Source organism: Methyloglobulus sp. (assembly GCF_964779595.1).
On the sequence record NZ_CBAROL010000013.1, the window covers coordinates 17,571 to 35,489 of the forward strand.

Here is a 17,919-nt window from a genome sequence, read left to right on the forward strand (position 1 = left end):
ACCTTATGGCAGTCATTAAAGAAATACGTGCAAGAGAAATTTTAGATTCACGCGGTAACCCAACCGTAGAAGCTGATGTCATCCTGGCATCAGGCATAGTGGGCAGCGCGATGGTGCCCTCTGGCGCATCAACCGGAGAACGCGAAGCCATCGAATTACGCGACGGCGACAAAGCCCGTTACTTGGGCAAAGGCGTGTTAAACGCAGTTAATAACGTCCTTACTGAAATCCGTTCTGCCGTTGTTGGGTTGGATGCCGCTGATCAAGCTGCTCTTGACAATAAAATGATCGCTCTTGATGGCACTGATACGAAAGCGCGTTTAGGCGCAAACGCCATGTTGGCAGTATCAATGGCGGCGGCTCATGCCTCTGCAAAAGAAGCCGGACAACCTTTATATAAGCATTTCAACAAATCCGGCGAGTTCATTTTACCCGTGCCGATGATGAACATCATCAATGGCGGTTCGCACGCTGATAACAGCGTTGACCTGCAAGAATTCATGATCTTGCCTGTCGGTGCGCCTAACTTCCGCGAAGCCATCCGTTATGGTGCGGAAGTATTCCATAACTTGGCGAAAGTTTTGAAATCTAAAGGTTTGGCAACCACAGTCGGTGATGAAGGCGGCTTTGCGCCAAACTTGTCATCTAATGAAGAAGCCATCAGCGTTATCCTGCAAGCCATCGAACAAGCCGGTTACAAGCCAGGTAAAGACATTTACTTAGGCTTGGATGCCGCCGCTTCTGAATACTACCATGACGGCATTTATGATCTTGTCTCAGAAAGTAAAACCTATTCGTCAGCGCAAATGGCGGATTTCTTCGTCGATTGGGTTAATCGTTACCCCATCATCAGCATCGAAGACGGTTTCGATGAAAACGACTGGGATGGTTGGAAATTAATGACCGAGAAACTCGGCAACCGCATCCAATTGGTTGGTGATGATTTATTCGTAACTAATCCTGCCATTTTGAAGAAAGGCATCGAAAGAAATATTGCCAATTCAATCCTGATTAAAGTCAACCAAATTGGTACGTTAACAGAAACTTTTGCTGCCGTTGATATGGCGCACAAAGCCGGATATACCGCCGTCATGTCACACCGATCCGGCGAAACCGAAGATACCACGATTGCCGATTTAGCCGTTGCAACCGGTACTGGCCAAATCAAAACCGGCTCACTCAGCCGTTCAGACCGTGTTGCCAAATACAACCGCCTGATGAAGATTGAAGAAGAGCTGGGAAGTGCGGCGATATATGCAGGGCGTAGTGCGTTTAAGATGCTTTAAAAACCAAGGCGAAAGGCACAAGGCCAAAGGCAAATGACGTTAAGTTATATAAAGAAAGCTCCTTCTCCTGCTGGAGAGGGTTGGGATGAGGAGAATAAAAATTTGTGTTTTAATCCCCTCATCCTAACTTTTGCGGCGCAAGCTCCCTACCTGTCGCCGCACTTGACCCACCGGGATGTGGAGAATGCTGGCAACCGTATGGAACGGTTGCAGCCCCGCCATCCCTGGCGGTCGTCCCTCAAGGGAAAAGGAACTTGCCGCTTTCGCCTTGAGCCTTTGGTCTGACCCATGAAATACATCATAGCCATCATTATCTTGCTGATAATCCACCTGCAATACCGCTTATGGGTAGGTGATGGCAGTATTGCCCAAATAAAGGAATACCAAGCCCGCCTTGATGTCCTAAAAGAAAAGACCAAAGAAAAGAAAGAGCGTAACGATGCGCTTTATGCTGAGGTACTGGATTTACGGAAAGGTCAGGAAGCCATTGAAGAAAGGGCGCGGGATGAATTGGGGATGATTAAGGAAAACGAGACGTTTTTTCAGGTGATTGAGGAAAAGTAATTTTTTTGGTTGATTTGAGCAATAGTGAAGCCCAACAGTTAGGGCTTCGATTTGTTGGGTTTTATTTTATGAATCAGAAGGAGATAGAGCATATCTCAAATAACAATAATTCGTCCTTACTAACCACTAGCAACCACGATCGCGACATAGCAGGTCTAAAATACGTCTACCCTGTGCTTTCCAGGCGTGCTGGCGGACTGTCAGTGGGCATCAATTTCAACACTAACAATGCCTGCAATTGGCGTTGTGTTTATTGCCAAGTGCCAGATTTAATCAAGGGTGCAGCACCTGATCTGGACTTACCTTTACTAGAAGAGGAGTTGAGGGGGTTTCTTAACGATGTCCAGCAGGGTGATTTCTACCAGCGTTTTCAAGTGGAAACTGACAATCGCGTCATTAAAGATATAGCGATTTCAGGTAATGGTGAGCCAACCAGTGTTAAAAATTTCGCTCAAATCATTGATCTGATAGGAAATGTCGCAACAGAAAACGGCGTGTTACCGAAAAGCCGTTTTGTGTTGATCACCAATGGCAGCTTGATACATCAACAAAAAGTGAGGAAAGGGCTGAAAGCCTTGCATAGCTATGGCGGTGAGGTATGGTTTAAGTTTGATAGCACCACCAAAGAGGGTAGGGTGCTGATTAACGAAGCCACACAATCGGTTAAAAGCAGCCTGGAAAATATCAGAATTTCATCCGAGTTGTGTACGACAAAATTACAAACTTGCCTATTTGATTACGCTGGGCAGGGCTGGCCTGTTAAAGAAAAGCTGGCATATTTGGAGGCTTTAAAAATCATCAGTGCGACGACTGAGGTTAAAGAAATCCTGCTTTATACCTTGGCAAGACCATCTATGCAGCCGGAAGCCAGTCAATTGGCAGCGATATTACCCGATGTTTTGAATGCGGTTGCGGAAGAAATTCGCCAGTTAGGATTTAAGGTGTCGGTTGCTTATTGAACACCATAACTGCCAAACTTGGAAGTTATCGCTTGTTGCCAATCTTGCTAACCACTATAATGCACGGCTCGATCATGTGCGAATGTGGCGAAATTGGTAGACGCGCTGGATTTAGGTTCCAGTAGGGCAGCCTGTGGGAGTTCGAGTCTCCCCATTCGCACCACTAATTGCTTAAGTAAGCTAGTCTGAGCTTTGCTTGTCTATAATAAATACGCCGAGTTTCGGCATTCCCGTAAAAATCCAAACCGTTTGTTGAGGTAAACCCATGCAAGTTTCTGTCGAGAAGACATCCGAATTAAGCAGAAAAATGACTGTTATCGTACCTGAAGCTGTCGTTCAGGAAAAAATGGCCGAGCGTTTAAAAACTTTGTCTCGTCAGGTCAAGATTGATGGTTTCCGCCCAGGCAAAGTGCCGCAGCACGTCGTCAACAAAATGTATGGCGAAAAGGTACGCGGTGAAGTGGCTGGGGATTTAATTCAATCCACCTATTATGATGCTTTGCGTGACCAAAAGTTAAATCCTGCTGGTCAACCCAAAATTCATGATTTGGATGAAACCGAAGGCTTCAAATATATCGCCGAGTTTGAGGTTTATCCTGAGATTTCCTTGGAAGGCATTGAAGGTTTGGCAATAACGCGCACTTCTGCGTCGGTAGAGGAAAGCGATGTTGATGCGATGATCGAAAAATTGCAGACACAGAAAAAAACCTGGAATGAAGTTGAACGGGCTTCCCAGAGTAAAGATCGCATTACGATAGCTTTTTCAGGTGTGTGTGAAGGCGAAAATTTTACCGAAGGCAGGGTGCAAGATTTTCAAGTGGAAATCGGCGCAAAGCAAATGATTCCTGGCTTTGAAGATAATCTGATGGGTCTTAAAAAAGACGATGGCAAAACCTTTTTGGTCACCTTCCCAGAAGATTACAGCAATGCAAAACTGGCTGGCAAAGCCGCCGATTTTGACGTTGAGACTTTTAAGGTAGAAGAGCCAATATTGCCAGCGGTTGATGAAGAGTTCATCAAGGCTTATGGCACTCAAGATGGCTTATTGGCTACCTTTCGTGACGATATAAAAACCAATATGCAGCGAGAACTTACCCAAGCGCTACATGGCAAATTGAAAAATTCGGTATTGGAGGCCTTGTACGAAAAAATCCAGCCGCCTGTTCCTAACATCTTGATCGACGAAGAAATTCAAACATTAATGAAGCCGTATCTTGAATCTGCCAAAAGAAATAAATTAAAACAGGCAGATTTGCAGTTGCCTAAGGAAATGTTTAAAGATCAGGCGCAGCGGCGCGTAGCTTTAGGGTTGATTTTGGGTGAAATCATCCATATTAAAGAAATTAAAGTTGACGACGAAAAAGTACGCACGACAATAGAAGATATGGCGAAAAGCTACGAACAACCGGAGGCTTATGTATCATGGTACTACTCGGATAAGAGCCGTTTGCAGAGTGTTCAGCAAATGGTGTTAGAGGATCAGACCGTCGAATGGCTGGTTTCACAGTCAAAAATATCTGATGAAACCGTAGGTTTTAGTGATATTATGGATGCAAATCAACGCTAAACACATAATTAATGTATAACAAACACAACAACATAAACCAGATTATATCGCCGCAAGCTGCCGGTACCTTAGTGCCGATTGTCATAGAGCAAACCGCGCGCGGTGAACGCAGTTTTGATATTTACTCCAGACTGTTAAAAGAACGCGTCATCTTCCTGATCGGTCAGGTTGAAGACTATATGGCTAATCTGGTGGTAGCGCAGTTGCTGTTTCTGGAGTCGGAAAATCCCGACAAAGATATACATCTATATATCAATTCGCCAGGTGGCTCGGTAACTGCGGGTATGTCAATTTACGACACCATGCAGTTCATCAAGCCCGATGTCAGTACCATGTGTATTGGTCAAGCAGCCAGTATGGGTGCTTTGCTATTGACCGGTGGCGCTAAAGGTAAGCGTTATTGCTTACCGCATTCACGCATGATGATCCACCAGCCTTTGGGTGGTTTTCAGGGGCAAGCGTCAGATATTGACATTCATGCGCGGGAAATATTGCTAATCAGAGACAAATTGAACAAGGTTTTATCGCATCATACTGGGCAGCCAGTAGAAAAAGTGGCAATTGATACCGACAGGGATAATTTTTTAAGCCCCGAAGATGCGGTCAGCTACGGTTTAATTGATAAAGTTTTGTCGAATAGAACTATTGCACCCGTTTAAGCAATATACAACAGTGACAAAACATTCGGATTTAGTGATTTTAGTGAAAGATGATAATCATATTGGTATGGGCCTTTTCAGGAGTCCAAAACTATGAGTAATGACAAACACAGCAAGGACGACGACAAGCTGCTTTATTGTTCATTTTGCGGCAAAAGCCAGCAAGAAGTCAGAAAGCTGATCGCAGGGCCGTCAGTTTACATCTGTGACGAATGCGTTGATTTATGCAACGACATCATCAAAGATGAATTGCTGGATAAGTCATCTTCCTTTTACGGCGGCGAGCTGCCCAAGCCCAAGCAAATCAAAGAAGAGCTTGATAGCTACGTGATAGGGCAAGAACGCGCTAAGAAAATTCTGGCAGTGGCTGTTTACAATCATTATAAAAGGCTACGGAATAAGACCAAAAAAGACGGGGTAGAACTGGCAAAAAGCAATATTTTGCTGATTGGTCCAACCGGATCTGGCAAGACCTTATTGGCTGAAACTTTGGCTAGGCTGCTGGATGTGCCATTTACCATCGCTGATGCGACGACGTTGACCGAAGCTGGCTATGTTGGTGAAGATGTCGAAAACATTATCCAAAAGATTTTGCAAAAATGCGATTACGATGTCGAAAAAGCCGAAACGGGCATCGTGTATATTGATGAAATCGACAAAATATCACGCAAATCTGACAATCCCTCCATTACCCGCGACGTGTCTGGCGAAGGCGTACAACAGGCCTTATTAAAGCTGATCGAAGGCACGATTGCTTCAGTGCCACCGCAAGGCGGACGTAAACATCCACAACAAGAGTTTTTGCAAGTCAACACCGCTAATATCCTGTTTATCGTCGGTGGCGCGTTTGCTGGCTTGGATAAAGTCATCAAGGCACGTTCCGAAAAAGGCGGCATTGGTTTCTCTGCCGATGTTAAAACGAAAGATGAAAGCAAAAATGTCGGGCAACTTTTCGCTGATGTTGAGTCGGAAGACCTGATTAAATATGGTTTGATCCCTGAATTTGTGGGTCGATTACCTGTGGTTGCTACATTAGATGAACTGGATGAAGCCGCTTTAATCAAAATCTTAACCGAACCCAAAAATGCCTTAATCAAGCAATATCAACATTTGTTTGAGATGGAAGGTGCAGAGTTAGAGTTTAGAGAAGACTCACTTGGTGCTATAGCACGTAAATCCATGGAACGGAAAACCGGTGCCAGGGGGTTAAGAACCATTGTCGAGAATGTCCTCCTCAACACCATGTACGAACTGCCATCTGCCGATAATATCAGCAAGGTCGTGGTCGATGAAGGCGTTATTATGGGCGAAGCCGAGCCGTATCTGGTTTACGAGACGGAAAAAATAAAGGCTTAAACGCAGCGGTTCATCAGGAACTCAGATAAGGAGCTTTGCAGTTTAAAGCTCCTTTTTTGTTTTTGCCGACCTGCAATCCGCGAAAAATGTAAAAATATTGCTACGCCCATCTCGCTAATACAATTTCATTGTTGCTATTTGAAATAACATCCCCATAATCACAGCTAACGCACGTTTTGTTCCATTAATGGAAGCACAGAAGATGAAAGAATCAGAAATTTTAGTTCCCGTATTGCCGCTAAGGGATGTGGTCGTGTATCCCCACATGGTCATTCCTTTGTTTGTTGGCAGGCAGAAATCCATCGACGCATTGAATGCCGCCATGCTGGAAAACAAGCAAATTTTGCTGGTCGCGCAGAAAGAAGCCGGAGTCGATGAGCCAGATTTTACCGATTTGTATGAAGTTGGCACTTTAGCTAATATCTTACAGCTATTGAAACTGCCGGATGGTACCGTTAAGGTGTTGGTAGAAGGTAGCGAACGTAGCCAAGTCCTGAGCTATAAAGAAACCGATGGCTTTATATCAGCTACCGTGTCAAAAATTAATGACATTCTGCTTATTTCCGAGCAAAAGCTGGATGCCTTAAAGCGCACGGTCATGAATACCTTCGATCAGTACGTTAAATTCAATAACAAAATTCCGCCCGAAGTGCTGAATGTATTGAGTGGCGTTGATGACCCTAGCCGACTTGCTGATACGATGGCGGCACACATCGCCATCAAAATCCACGAAAAACAAGTGATACTCGAAACCGCCGACATTGAGCAACGCCTGGAAGTGCTGATGGCACTCATGGAAGGTGAAGTTGATATTCTGGAAATGGAAAAGAAAATCCGGGTGCGCGTAAAGCAGCAAATGGAAAAAAACCAACGGGAGTATTATCTCAACGAACAGATGAAAGCCATCCAAAAGGAATTGGGTGATATGGACGATGTGCCTAACGAGATCGAAGACTTGGAAAACAAGATCGAAGAAGCTGGCATGTCTAAAGAAGCGAAAACCAAAGCCAACACAGAGCTAAATAAACTTAAGTTGATGTCGCCGATGTCCGCCGAAGCCACGGTTGTAAGGAATTACATCGACTGGATGGTGAATGTGCCGTGGAAGAAAAAAACCAAGGTCACACGGGTGCTGAAAGATGCCGAGCAAATTCTTGAATCTGAGCATTACGGACTGGAAAAGGTTAAAGAACGCATCTTGGAGTATCTTGCGGTGCAACAACGCGTTAAACAGCTTAAAGGACCGATATTATGTTTAGTTGGGCCGCCTGGGGTTGGCAAAACCTCGTTAGGCGAATCCATCGCCAGAGCGACTAACCGTAAGTATGTGCGGATGGCCTTGGGTGGCGTTCGAGATGAAGCGGAAATTCGCGGTCATCGGCGCACGTATATTGGCTCCATGCCAGGCAAAATCTTGCAGAGCATGGCAAAAGTCAAAACCCGAAATCCCTTATTTTTGCTGGATGAAATTGACAAGATGGCGGCTGATTTCCGTGGCGATCCTGCATCAGCCTTACTGGAAGTGCTTGATCCAGAGCAAAATCACACTTTCTCTGATCATTATCTGGAAGTCGATTTTGATTTGTCTGATGTGATGTTTGTTGCTACAGCCAATACCATGAACATCCCGCCTGCCTTGTTGGACAGGATGGAAGTAATAAGGATTGCCGGTTATACTGAAGATGAAAAAATAAACATAGCACTCAAGTACCTAATTCAAAAGCAGATAAAAAATAATGGCTTGAAAGAGCGCGAAATTGAAATTACTGAAACAGCAGTCAGGGATATGATCCGTTATTACTCCCGCGAGGCTGGGGTACGTAGTCTTGAGCGCGATATTTCAAAAATATGCCGCAAAGTCGTGAAAAATTTGTTGCTTGCGCCTAGTCAGGAAAAAACAGTTATCACACCCGAAAACCTGAATAACTACTTGGGAGTCAAACGCTATCATTATGGTCTTGCCGAAGAGCAGGATCAAATTGGACAAGTCACCGGATTGGCCTGGACTGAAGTGGGCGGGGAGATGTTGACTATAGAGACGGCGGTTACCCCAGGTAAGGGCAAACAGTCGGCCACCGGCAAGTTAGGCGACGTGATGAAGGAATCTATCGAGGCCGCTATGACAGTGGTCAGGAGTCGTTCCGACATACTGGGGCTGGATAACGAAATCTTTCAAAAGAATGATATTCATATTCACGTACCGGAAGGGGCGACACCGAAAGATGGCCCTAGCGCGGGGATTGCCATGTGTACGGCAATTGTTTCGGCGCTTACCAAAATTCCGGTTCGCGCTAATGTCGCCATGACGGGGGAAATCACCTTACGCGGCCAAGTATTACCGATTGGTGGGTTAAAGGAAAAGCTGTTGGCTGCCCATCGGGGCGGCATTACTACAGTTTTAATCCCTGCTGAAAATGAAAAAGATTTGGTTGAGATACCCGAAAATATTAAGCAGAATTTGCTTATAAAACCGGTGCAATGGATAGATGAAGTGCTGGAAGTAGCCTTGCAGTATATGCCTAGTCCGTTGGTGAAAATCGCCAGTGACGAGCAAGCTAAAGGCGAAACTGACACGGTCAAAATCAAACCTAGTCCTGGTGTAATAGCGCACTGAAACAGTGCGTGTGGGTATTAAATGGTCAGGATGCAAGATACACTGATCTTTAATGCTTGACACTGTGCGAAGGCAGTTGTTATAAATACCCTGGGTTTATTCTTATGTAATCGATTGAGCCACTATAAGAATCAAAACACTGTTCTTGCAACATAAAAACTACGTACACTTTCCTAACTAAATACTCACTTTCCTAAGGGGGAATAAATGAATAAATCGGAACTTATTGATGCTATTGCAGAGTCTTCAGGATTATCGAAGGCTGATTCTGGCCGTGCTTTGGAAGGTTTTATCAGTTCAGTAACTGGTGCATTAAGCAGAGGCGACTCTGTAACGTTGGTTGGTTTTGGTACTTATCTTGTAAAAGAAAGGGCTGAACGTTTAGGACGCAATCCTCAAACAGGGCGTGAGATAACCATTCAAGCAGCAAAAATCCCGTCATTTAAGGCTGGTAAAACTCTTAAAGATGCTATAAAATAGTCGTCTTTAGTCGGGTGCTTAGCTCAGCTGGGAGAGCATCGCCCTTACAAGGCGAGGGTCGGGGGTTCGAACCCCTCAGCACCCACCAGACTTTGGAGCGGTAGTTCAGTTGGTTAGAATACCGGCCTGTCACGCCGGTGGTCGCGGGTTCGAGCCCCGTCCGCTCCGCCAAATATAAAGCCCCGTTCCGATAGGTTCGGGGCTTTTTTTTTAATAGGGTTTTCTGGGGAGTGCTGATAAAACCAGTACTTACTTAGATAATATAGCTTCTTTGGGATTGAGTTCATGCTGACGACAATTAGAGAAAAGGCGCAAGGCACCTTTGCTTGGATCATCTTGATAGTAATATGTGTACCGTTTGCGTTATGGGGTATTCAAAATTACGTAGATACGGGTAAGGAAGCGGCGGTTGCATCCGTTGGTGATAAAGATTTTTATCAGCGTGATGTCAACAAAGCTTACGAACAATACGCCCAGAATTTTCAGGGCATGACGGTTGATGAGCAGCTTTTAAAGCAGCAATCGTTGGATAAACTAATTAAAGATGAAGTGTTATTGCAGTACGCACATGCAGAAGGATTGGTCGCAACCGATTCTAGCACACGAGCCTTTATCGAAACCTTGCCGTATTTTCAAACCGATGGCAAATTTGATGACAAGCGCTATAAATCGCTGCTTACTTCACAAAGAATGTCATCGGCTGAGTTTGTGAACAAAATTAAAAGCGCGCTGATTATGGAGCAATTTCAGCGTAGTATCATTGACAGCAGTTTTGCGACGCAATATGCGATTGATAATTTCTTCAAAATTCAAAATCAACAACGCGATGTCGATTATGTAACCGTCGCTGTTGAAAAAATAACGACACAACCCAGTGACCAAGATATTGCAGCTTATTACCAGCAGCATCAAGCTGAGTACAAAATACCAGAGCAGGTTTCTGTAGAGTACGTAGAACTTTCGTTGGGAGACATTGCTAAAAAAATTGAAGTGACCGACGATAAGCTCCGTGCTTATTATGAAGAACAAAAAGAACAATACAGCACACCAGAACGGCGCAAAATCAGCCATATTCTGTTTGCCGTCAATGCAAAAACCGATGACAAAACAGCGTTGGCAAAAGCTGTAAAAGCGCAACAAGATTTGAAGAGTAAAGACTTTGCTGCAATAGCTGCGGAGGTGTCCGATGATAAACTCACCGCTAAAAAGGGCGGCGATTTAGGTTTGTTCATCGTAGGTAGTATGGAAAAATCATTTGAAGAAGTGGCAAGTGCCTTAAAAGCAGGTGAAGTGTCTAAACCAGTCAAGTCTTCATTTGGTTATCATTTGATCAAAGTGACCGAGTTAGTCGCTGGCGACGTTAAGTCTTTTGAAACCGTTAAGAACGAAGTCACCAAAGCCTATCAAAAGGCTCAGGCTGAAAATGCCTTTTACGAAGCGGGTGAAAAGCTGACTCAAATGAGCTATGAAAATCCAGATAATTTGTTGACTGTATCTGAAGCACTTAGCCTTACCGTTAACAAGTCGGGATTATTTGCCAAAGACAAAGGCGATAAAATCGCCGCAGAGCAAAAAATTCGTGATGCTGCATTTTCTGAGGAAGTATTGCAAGGCAATAATAGTGCGCCGATTGAATTAGGTGCGGATCGTTTGGTTGTATTACGGCTGCTCGAGCGCAAACCAGCCGCAGTACGCGAGCTAAATGCCGTCAAACAAGATGTGATTGCTGCACTCAATAGCGATAAGGCCAGCAAGCAAACGATTGAACAGGCAAATAAGATCAAGCAACGAGTACAAGCTGGAGAAACTATCCAGAAAGTAGCTGCCGAGCTTAAGTTGGCTGTAAAAGAGTCAATTGGCTTGACGCGTAGCAAGAACGCTTTACCAGAACAACTTAGCGATGCGATTTTTAAAGCAGCAAAGCCAGTTGCTGGTAAAGCAACGACTTTTACTGTTGGGCTACCTACTGGTGAACAGGTTGTGGTCAGTCTGAAAAAAGTCGCCTTGGGTGTTATTAGCGATGATGATAAGAAACAGATGCAATTGGCTAAGAAGAATCTCGCCAAGGCATTTGGTCAGTCAGAATTTAATGCAATGCTAGCTAGCTTGCAAGCAAATGCGGATGTTTCTATTAAAGCTCAACCTAAGTCGCAGTAACACATAAACAAACCTAGCCGATAGATCAATCACTGATTTATCGGCTGGATTTCAGCTTACAAACTTCACAAACAGATTAAACCGCGTTTTCAGCAAGTTTAGCTTGCAAAAACCCCATAAGGTCAGTAAACGGAATTTCCTGATTTTGCTCTACGGTTCTCGCTTTATATTCCACCAAACCCGTATCCAAACCCTTATCGCTGATGATGATACAGTGTGGAATACCTATCAGTTCCATATCAGAGAACATGAAACCGGCTCGTACCTTGCGGTCATCAAACAATACCTCAATACCCACTTTTAACAAATTCTGATAGAGTTGTTCGGCGGCGGTTTTCAGGCGTTCTGATTTGTGCATGTTCATGGGGCAGATAGCCACTTGGAAAGGCGCAAGGCTGGCAGGCCATAAGATGCCTCGTGCATCATGGTTTTGCTCAATGGCTGATGCGACCACGCGGGAAACGCCAATTCCGTAACAACCCATTATCATCGTCTGGTTTTTACCGTTTTCGTTGATAACGTCCGCTTTCATAGCAGCACTATATTTTGTGCCGAGTTGAAAGATATGGCCGACTTCAATTCCCCGTGCAATTTCTATTTTACCTAAGCCATCCGGGCTGATGTCGCCTTCAACTACCGTGCGAAGGTCTTCAATTTGTGCAGGGAAGGGTAGGTCACGTCCCCAGTTGACTCCGGTGAAATGTTGTCCATCTTCATTAGCACCACAGACAAAATTAGCCATTAAGGTCACACTGCGGTCAGCGATGATCTTCATGGTTAAATTGATAGGTCCAATAGAACCCGGTTTGCAATGGCAGTTTTGGTTGATTTCCGCATCATTTGCGAAGGTGAGCGGCGCGAAAATACCGTCTATTTTTTCCACTTTGAGTGGATTCAGCTCGTGGTCTCCTCTCAGTAACAGAGCAACCAGCGTGTCATCATCACCTTTTACAATCAGTGTTTTCAGGCACTGTTGGACAGGAATGGTTAAAAATTGACTGACTTCTTCAATGCTATGCTGATCGGGTGTGCTAGCCTTGGTGAATTCTGCACTGGCAGCATCACGGTTGCCAACTGGCATGACAGCTTCGGCTTTTTCGACATTGGCGGCATAATCGCCTTCATCAGAAAAGGCAATGGCATCTTCGCCCGATTCAGCCAAGACATGAAACTCATGGGATACCGCGCCGCCAATTGAACCTGAATCCGCGATGACGGCACGAAACTTCAAGCCAAAGCGGGTAAATATCGTGGTATAGGTTTGGTGCATGACGGCGTAGGTTTCATCAAGTGATTCCTGGCTTAAGTGGAAGGAATACGCATCTTTCATGATGAATTCACGGCAGCGCATCACGCCAAAACGTGGACGGATTTCATCACGAAATTTAGTTTGAATTTGGTAATAATTGATGGGCAATTGCTTGTAACTTTTGATCTCGTTACGTGCCAGATCGGTAATAATCTCCTCGTGTGTAGGGCCAAGGCAAAAATCGCGGTCGTGGCGGTCTTTTAATCGCGCCAGTTCTGGACCGTATTTTTCCCAACGACCGGTTTCTTGCCATAATTCAGCAGGTTGCAAGGCTGGCATTAGCACTTCAAGTGCACCCGCCTTATCCATTTCTTCGCGTACTATCGCCTCAACTTTCCTGAGTACACGAAGACCTAATGGAAGCCAAGTATAAAGCCCTGCGGCGAGTTTACGGATTAATCCGGCTCGTAGCATCAGTTGGTGGCTGATAACGACAGCATCGGCAGGTATTTCTTTTACAGTATTAAGTGGAAACTGGGATGTACGCATGTTATTTCTTGGTAAAAAATTGGCTATTTTACAGGGTTAACAGCTATTTCGTAGTGTTCTTATGGTATGAATTAATGCTGGCTTTTGACGCACCTATTCTGCAACAAAAATAGCGAACACAATCACATTATTAGACAAAGTACCTTAGGAATGGCTTATTTCATATATAATCCAATCAGGATTTTTATGGCTAAAAGCTGACATTCTGTACGCCCAATAATCGAGCTAGCAGGGCTTTTTACAGTGCTGCATACTGATTCGTACTCACTCAAAAATTAACCACTAACGGGCTAAGAAGTTTAATTTAATGATGTTTATTGCTGCCTTGCTCAATAGCCGGTTAAAAAATTGGCAAACTATCGCACTCACTACGGTGTTGTTTTACGTAGCAGGTCGGTTAGCGTTTCCCTTGGCTTGGTCGCAAAGTCATGTGGCCGCAGTATGGCCGCCTGCGGGTATCGGGCTAGGTGCGGTGTTATTGTGGGGCAATGCAGTGCTACCGGGCATTTATCTAGCTGATTTGTTACTGCATTATGAAATGTTCAATACGGCTGATACACCAGTCAAGCAATTGATTTTTTTCCTTAGTCCACTGAGCAGCGTCTTACGTTCATGGCTAGGTTGCCTTCTTGTCAAACGCTACGCTGACTTCCCTAATGAGCTGGTTTCCTTACGATTAAACGTATTGTTCTTTTTTTTAGCGGGTCCGACAGCTTCTTTTTTGCCAACAGCTATTAGCACAGCGGGGTTGCTGTTAACGAATACTATTACCGAACAAGACATTGGCTTCACTTTTTTGATGTGGTGGTTGGGTGACTGTTCAGGTATCGCGGTGTTTACCCCCTTATTTTTTATTATTTTTAATAAATCACATCGAATATGGCATCAGCGTTTGCTTTCTTTGGGATTGCCGCTGATTGTTGTGTTTATGGTCGTTGCAATGGGTTATTTCTATGCTCAAGGGAAGGAGCTAGAGCGGTTAAATAAGCTCATTAGTAATCAAATGGAAGCCGTTAAATATGCTTTGCATGATGAATTTTCTATCCATTTGAATGTGTTGGATCGCCTCAAGGATGTGCTTACCCTCAATAACGTAAACGAAACATATTTTCGCTTTAATGCACAAACCGATTTAAAAAAACATCCTGATTTGGCTCGCATTGAATGGTTAAAGGCGGTAAGGCAAAACCAAGCGTATCGTTTCGTGAGTCAATATGCTGAGGCTAATCAGAATAGCCATTCCACTGACTTTAATGCCATTCCCGAGCTAGTTAATACGCTAAATATCAAGCAGGACATCGTCACCCTAATGGGCAAACAACAGTATCTGGTTGCTGTGCCCCGTTTCGAAACGGGGCCTAATACCTGTGAATGTGTTAAAGGCGTGGTGGTCGGGATTTTTGATATTAAAGCCTACTTGTATGATGCGATGCGCCGAGGTAATTACAAACATATCATTGTTAGATTGACCGATGATGTTAGTAAGCCCACGTTTGAATCCATTTTTGGACTGAATAATGACGAAGCAATCGTCGATCCACTTAACCTAAGCAAGCTGGAAACCATAGCGTTAGGTAATCAAAATTGGTTTTTGCAAGTTGCACCTAATAAAAGTTTCCTGGCGGAATATTATTCTTGGTCTCCGTGGCAATTATTGGTAGGTGGGATGTTTTTGACCGGACTCATGAGTATCGGTTTGCTGGTGTTGACGGGGCATACCGAATTTGTTGCTACTCAAGTTGATAAACGGACGCTGGAACTTAAACGCAGTAATCGCAAATTGGCTGCGCGGGAGCGGCAATTCAGGAAATTGGTGCAAACCCAATCGGCAGTCGTATGGCGGGCAGATCCGGTGACGTTCAGGTTTGTGTTTGTCAGTGCCGAAGCGGATAGCATTTTAGGTTACCCCGTCAAACAATGGCTGGATGAACCTGATTTTTGGCAGAAACACCTCCATGAAGATGATAAGGAAACTGTGTTAAATGCCTGTGCGCGAGGCAGTTTAAGCACCAAAAATAACAGCACCGATTTGGAATATCGCATGATAGCCGCAGATGGTCATATCGTCTGGTTGCGTGACGTTGCAACAATGGTAGTCGAGGCGGGGGTGATTACCGAGTTGTACGGTTTTATGATCGACATCACTCGGCAAAAGCACTCAGAAGAGCAATTACGCCTAGCTGCGAATACCTTTGAAAGCCAACAGGGTATTATGATTACCGATAAGGATGCCAATATTTTGCGAGTTAACAAGGCATTTACTCAGATTACGGGGTTTTCGGCACCGCAAGTCATCGGGGAAAATCCCAGGTTTTTGAAATCAGGGCGGCATGACCTGACGTTTTTCCAAGATTATTGGGAGCAGCTATTAACTAACGATAAGTTTGAGGGTGAAATCTGGAATCGTCGTAAGAATGGCGAGATTTACCCGGAGTGGCAAACGGTGACGGCAGTTAGGAATGACCTGGGCGAAGTGAGCCATTATGTGTCTGTGTTCTCAGATATTACCGAAAAGAAAGATGCGGAAGACAAGATTCATAGCATGGCTTTTTACGATCCATTAACCAGCCTGCCTAATAGACGCTTATTATTGGATCGATTTGACCAGGAAATAGCCATTGCCAGAAGGCACAAGCAGTTCGGTGCCGTGTTATACCTTGATTTAGATCATTTTAAGATTTTGAATGATTCACAAGGTCATCTGGTCGGCGATGAGTTATTGATACAAGTCGGTAGTCGTCTCGCTTTGGTACTTCGGGAAGAAGACACCCCAGCCCGCTTAGGCGGAGATGAGTTTGTGGTGTTATTACATGCTAATTCGGAAACATTAGCAGCAGCCGGTGACCATGCGATGGTTGTGGCTGAAAAAATTCGGGAGCAACTCAATACCCCGTTTGTATTGGGTCAATATCAGCATCAAATTGGCACCAGCATTGGCATCGCGCTGTTCCCTGAGAACCAGGAAAATCCCGATGCCGTATTACAGCAAGCGGATACCGCCATGTATCGGTCAAAATCCAGTGGACGCAATGCCATTAACTTTTTCCAGCCCAGTATGCAGGTTGCTGCGGATTTGCGTTTAAGTCTGGAAAATGACCTACGAGGAGCCATTGCCCAGGGACGGTTTATCCTTTGTTACCATCCGTTAATGGATGCAAATGGCAATATGGTGGGTGCTGAAGCCTTAATTCGCTGGGAAGATAAGCTTAAAGGGCGGTTGTCGCCAGCCGATTTTATTCCCGTTGCTGAAGAAAGCAATCTCATCCTGACTATCGGCAAATGGGTGCTTTTGGAAGCGTGTAGCCAGATTAAAATGTGGGAAGATGCCGGGCTTGGAATCTTGCCGTACGTATCTATCAACGTGAGCTCACGGCAATTCAGGCAGCAAGATTTCGTGAATCAAGTCAAGTTTGCGATTGAAAGCATTGGCATAGCGCCTAACCGCTTGGGGATTGAGTTGACCGAAAGTGTCATGATTGTCGATATTCAAGACACCGTTGATAAAATGAAAGCCCTTAAAGCTCTGGGGGTGTCGATTGCCGTGGATGATTTCGGAACCGGTTATTCTTCCTTGGTGTACCTGAAAAAGCTACCGTTAGATGTGTTAAAAATCGACAGAGGCTTTGTTAGGGACATCCTGAGCGATTCCAGCGATGCAGTTATCGTAGAAACCATCATCAGCATGGCAAAACACTTGAATATTCAGGTTATTGCAGAAGGCGTGGAAACTGCCGAGCAACTGGCGTTCCTAAAAGAGAAAGGTTGTTCAATATTCCAAGGTTATTATTTCGATCAACCGTTAACTGCCGCTAATTTTGCGGAGACGTATTTGAAGAAAGAAAAATAGGCTAAAGGCGCAAGGTCTGCTGTTTTTTAGTCTTGCGCCTACTTTTTAAGACAACCGGATAAAGCATAGCGCATCGTCAACAAGGTCATCATCGTTGGGTATTGAATAAAGCGATTTTCAAAATAAAGCGTGACCGTAACGCAAATCATCACTAGCCAGGGATCAACTACGCCTGAGTCAGCAATAGCTTGCATACGTTGAAGGCTATCGCGATCAATTTTATGACGCTGTTCAATGAAAAATAAGGTCGCAAAAGCAATGATTAAAGTGAAATAAATGGGAAAGAAAAAGAATATTGGCGAATCGGTAACAAACAACGGTTTCCAATAGGCAAACCACGCAAATAAGATACTACTAGCAAAAAGATCGTAGCTGATTGTTTCGGGCAGCTTTTTAAAAAAATTACCGATTATCGTTGCAATAGCAATCGTCAAACCCACGTACATAAATACAGGCGAAACCAACACGCCCTGTAATGGGCTTTTGGTTTGCACAATAACGGCCAAAATAAGACAAAGCGCTACGAAAACTGGCATGGTGGGCTTATTAAGATAAACTTAAATGAATTTGCGTTGCTTATTAACGCGTACACATCATCAGTGTAGCTGGAAATTTCAAAACACAAATTGTTT

Annotated in this window: 12 protein-coding genes and 3 tRNA genes; 13 read left to right on the plus strand and 2 right to left on the minus strand. The window is 44.5% G+C overall.

Annotation, left to right across the window (positions count from 1 at the left end):
- Nucleotides 1–5 precede the first annotated feature (5 nt).
- The 12 genes from eno to AC1YY3_RS06715 all read left to right on the plus strand — a co-directional run bounded on the left by eno (nt 6) and on the right by AC1YY3_RS06715 (nt 11,642).
- On the plus strand, nt 6–1,286 hold the full coding sequence (eno, locus tag AC1YY3_RS06660) for a phosphopyruvate hydratase (RefSeq protein WP_481824334.1): 1,281 nt from the start codon (nt 6–8) through the stop codon (nt 1,284–1,286).
- A 288-nt stretch (nt 1,287–1,574) separates the two neighbouring features.
- The gene (gene ftsB, locus AC1YY3_RS06665; protein WP_481824335.1) at nt 1,575–1,850 is read left to right on the plus strand and encodes a cell division protein FtsB; all 276 of its coding nucleotides are present in this window, start codon (nt 1,575–1,577) and stop codon (nt 1,848–1,850) included.
- Nucleotides 1,851–1,918: 68 nt separating this feature from the next.
- Nucleotides 1,919–2,809 carry a radical SAM protein gene (locus tag AC1YY3_RS06670; protein WP_481824336.1) on the plus strand — a complete coding sequence of 297 codons (891 nt, stop codon included), beginning with the start codon at nt 1,919–1,921 and terminating at the stop codon, nt 2,807–2,809.
- A 78-nt stretch (nt 2,810–2,887) separates the two neighbouring features.
- Nucleotides 2,888–2,972, plus strand: a tRNA-Leu gene (locus tag AC1YY3_RS06675).
- Nucleotides 2,973–3,074: 102 nt separating this feature from the next.
- Complete coding sequence (gene tig / locus AC1YY3_RS06680) at nt 3,075–4,376, plus strand: trigger factor (protein ID WP_481824337.1); 1,302 nt, start codon at nt 3,075–3,077, stop codon at nt 4,374–4,376.
- 11 nt (nt 4,377–4,387) lie between these two features.
- Nucleotides 4,388–5,035 carry an ATP-dependent Clp endopeptidase proteolytic subunit ClpP gene (gene clpP, locus AC1YY3_RS06685; protein ID WP_481824338.1) on the plus strand — a complete coding sequence of 216 codons (648 nt, stop codon included), beginning with the start codon at nt 4,388–4,390 and terminating at the stop codon, nt 5,033–5,035.
- A gap of 93 nt (nt 5,036–5,128) precedes the next feature.
- A complete protein-coding gene (gene clpX, locus AC1YY3_RS06690) occupies nt 5,129–6,391 on the plus strand; it encodes an ATP-dependent Clp protease ATP-binding subunit ClpX (RefSeq protein ID WP_481824339.1) in 1,263 nt (420 codons plus the stop codon).
- A gap of 187 nt (nt 6,392–6,578) precedes the next feature.
- Nucleotides 6,579–9,005: an endopeptidase La gene (lon, locus tag AC1YY3_RS06695; RefSeq protein ID WP_482194378.1), complete on the plus strand. Its 2,427-nt coding sequence runs from the start codon at nt 6,579–6,581 to the stop codon at nt 9,003–9,005.
- Between the two features lie 207 nt (nt 9,006–9,212).
- A complete protein-coding gene (locus AC1YY3_RS06700; RefSeq protein WP_481824341.1) occupies nt 9,213–9,485 on the plus strand; it encodes an HU family DNA-binding protein in 273 nt (90 codons plus the stop codon).
- A 12-nt stretch (nt 9,486–9,497) separates the two neighbouring features.
- Nucleotides 9,498–9,573 (plus strand) — tRNA-Val (locus AC1YY3_RS06705).
- 6 nt (nt 9,574–9,579) lie between these two features.
- Nucleotides 9,580–9,656, plus strand: a tRNA-Asp gene (locus AC1YY3_RS06710).
- Nucleotides 9,657–9,770: 114 nt separating this feature from the next.
- The gene (locus tag AC1YY3_RS06715) at nt 9,771–11,642 is read left to right on the plus strand and encodes a SurA N-terminal domain-containing protein (protein WP_481824342.1); all 1,872 of its coding nucleotides are present in this window, start codon (nt 9,771–9,773) and stop codon (nt 11,640–11,642) included.
- 76 nt (nt 11,643–11,718) lie between these two features.
- On the opposite strand, the gene AC1YY3_RS06720 is transcribed toward AC1YY3_RS06715, so the two are convergent.
- The gene (locus AC1YY3_RS06720) at nt 11,719–13,440 is read right to left on the minus strand and encodes a proline--tRNA ligase (protein ID WP_481824343.1); all 1,722 of its coding nucleotides are present in this window, start codon (nt 13,438–13,440) and stop codon (nt 11,719–11,721) included.
- Between the two features lie 307 nt (nt 13,441–13,747).
- On the opposite strand from AC1YY3_RS06720, the gene AC1YY3_RS06725 reads away from it, so the two are divergent.
- Nucleotides 13,748–17,287 (plus strand): bifunctional diguanylate cyclase/phosphodiesterase, encoded by a 3,540-nt coding sequence (locus AC1YY3_RS06725; RefSeq protein ID WP_481824344.1) that lies wholly within the window; start codon nt 13,748–13,750, stop codon nt 17,285–17,287.
- A gap of 38 nt (nt 17,288–17,325) precedes the next feature.
- On the opposite strand, the gene AC1YY3_RS06730 is transcribed toward AC1YY3_RS06725, so the two are convergent.
- On the minus strand, nt 17,326–17,823 hold the full coding sequence (locus AC1YY3_RS06730; RefSeq protein ID WP_481824345.1) for a hypothetical protein: 498 nt from the start codon (nt 17,821–17,823) through the stop codon (nt 17,326–17,328).
- Nucleotides 17,824–17,919: the final 96 nt, after the last annotated feature.

Excerpts from the sequence above, each read along its gene's own strand:
- eno (WP_481824334.1), top strand. The coding sequence starts at position 6 with ATGGCAGTCATTAAAGAAATACGTGCAAGAGAAATTTTAGATTCACGC.
- ftsB (WP_481824335.1), top strand. The coding sequence starts at position 1,575 with ATGAAATACATCATAGCCATCATTATCTTGCTGATAATCCACCTGCAA.
- AC1YY3_RS06670 (WP_481824336.1), top strand. The coding sequence starts at position 1,919 with ATGAATCAGAAGGAGATAGAGCATATCTCAAATAACAATAATTCGTCC.
- tig (WP_481824337.1), top strand. The coding sequence starts at position 3,075 with ATGCAAGTTTCTGTCGAGAAGACATCCGAATTAAGCAGAAAAATGACT.
- clpP (WP_481824338.1), top strand. The coding sequence starts at position 4,388 with ATGTATAACAAACACAACAACATAAACCAGATTATATCGCCGCAAGCT.
- clpX (WP_481824339.1), top strand. The coding sequence starts at position 5,129 with ATGAGTAATGACAAACACAGCAAGGACGACGACAAGCTGCTTTATTGT.
- lon (WP_482194378.1), top strand. The coding sequence starts at position 6,579 with ATGGAAGCACAGAAGATGAAAGAATCAGAAATTTTAGTTCCCGTATTG.
- AC1YY3_RS06700 (WP_481824341.1), top strand. The coding sequence starts at position 9,213 with ATGAATAAATCGGAACTTATTGATGCTATTGCAGAGTCTTCAGGATTA.
- AC1YY3_RS06715 (WP_481824342.1), top strand. The coding sequence starts at position 9,771 with ATGCTGACGACAATTAGAGAAAAGGCGCAAGGCACCTTTGCTTGGATC.
- AC1YY3_RS06720 (WP_481824343.1), bottom strand. The coding sequence starts at position 13,440 with ATGCGTACATCCCAGTTTCCACTTAATACTGTAAAAGAAATACCTGCC.
- AC1YY3_RS06725 (WP_481824344.1), top strand. The coding sequence starts at position 13,748 with ATGATGTTTATTGCTGCCTTGCTCAATAGCCGGTTAAAAAATTGGCAA.
- AC1YY3_RS06730 (WP_481824345.1), bottom strand. The coding sequence starts at position 17,823 with ATGCCAGTTTTCGTAGCGCTTTGTCTTATTTTGGCCGTTATTGTGCAA.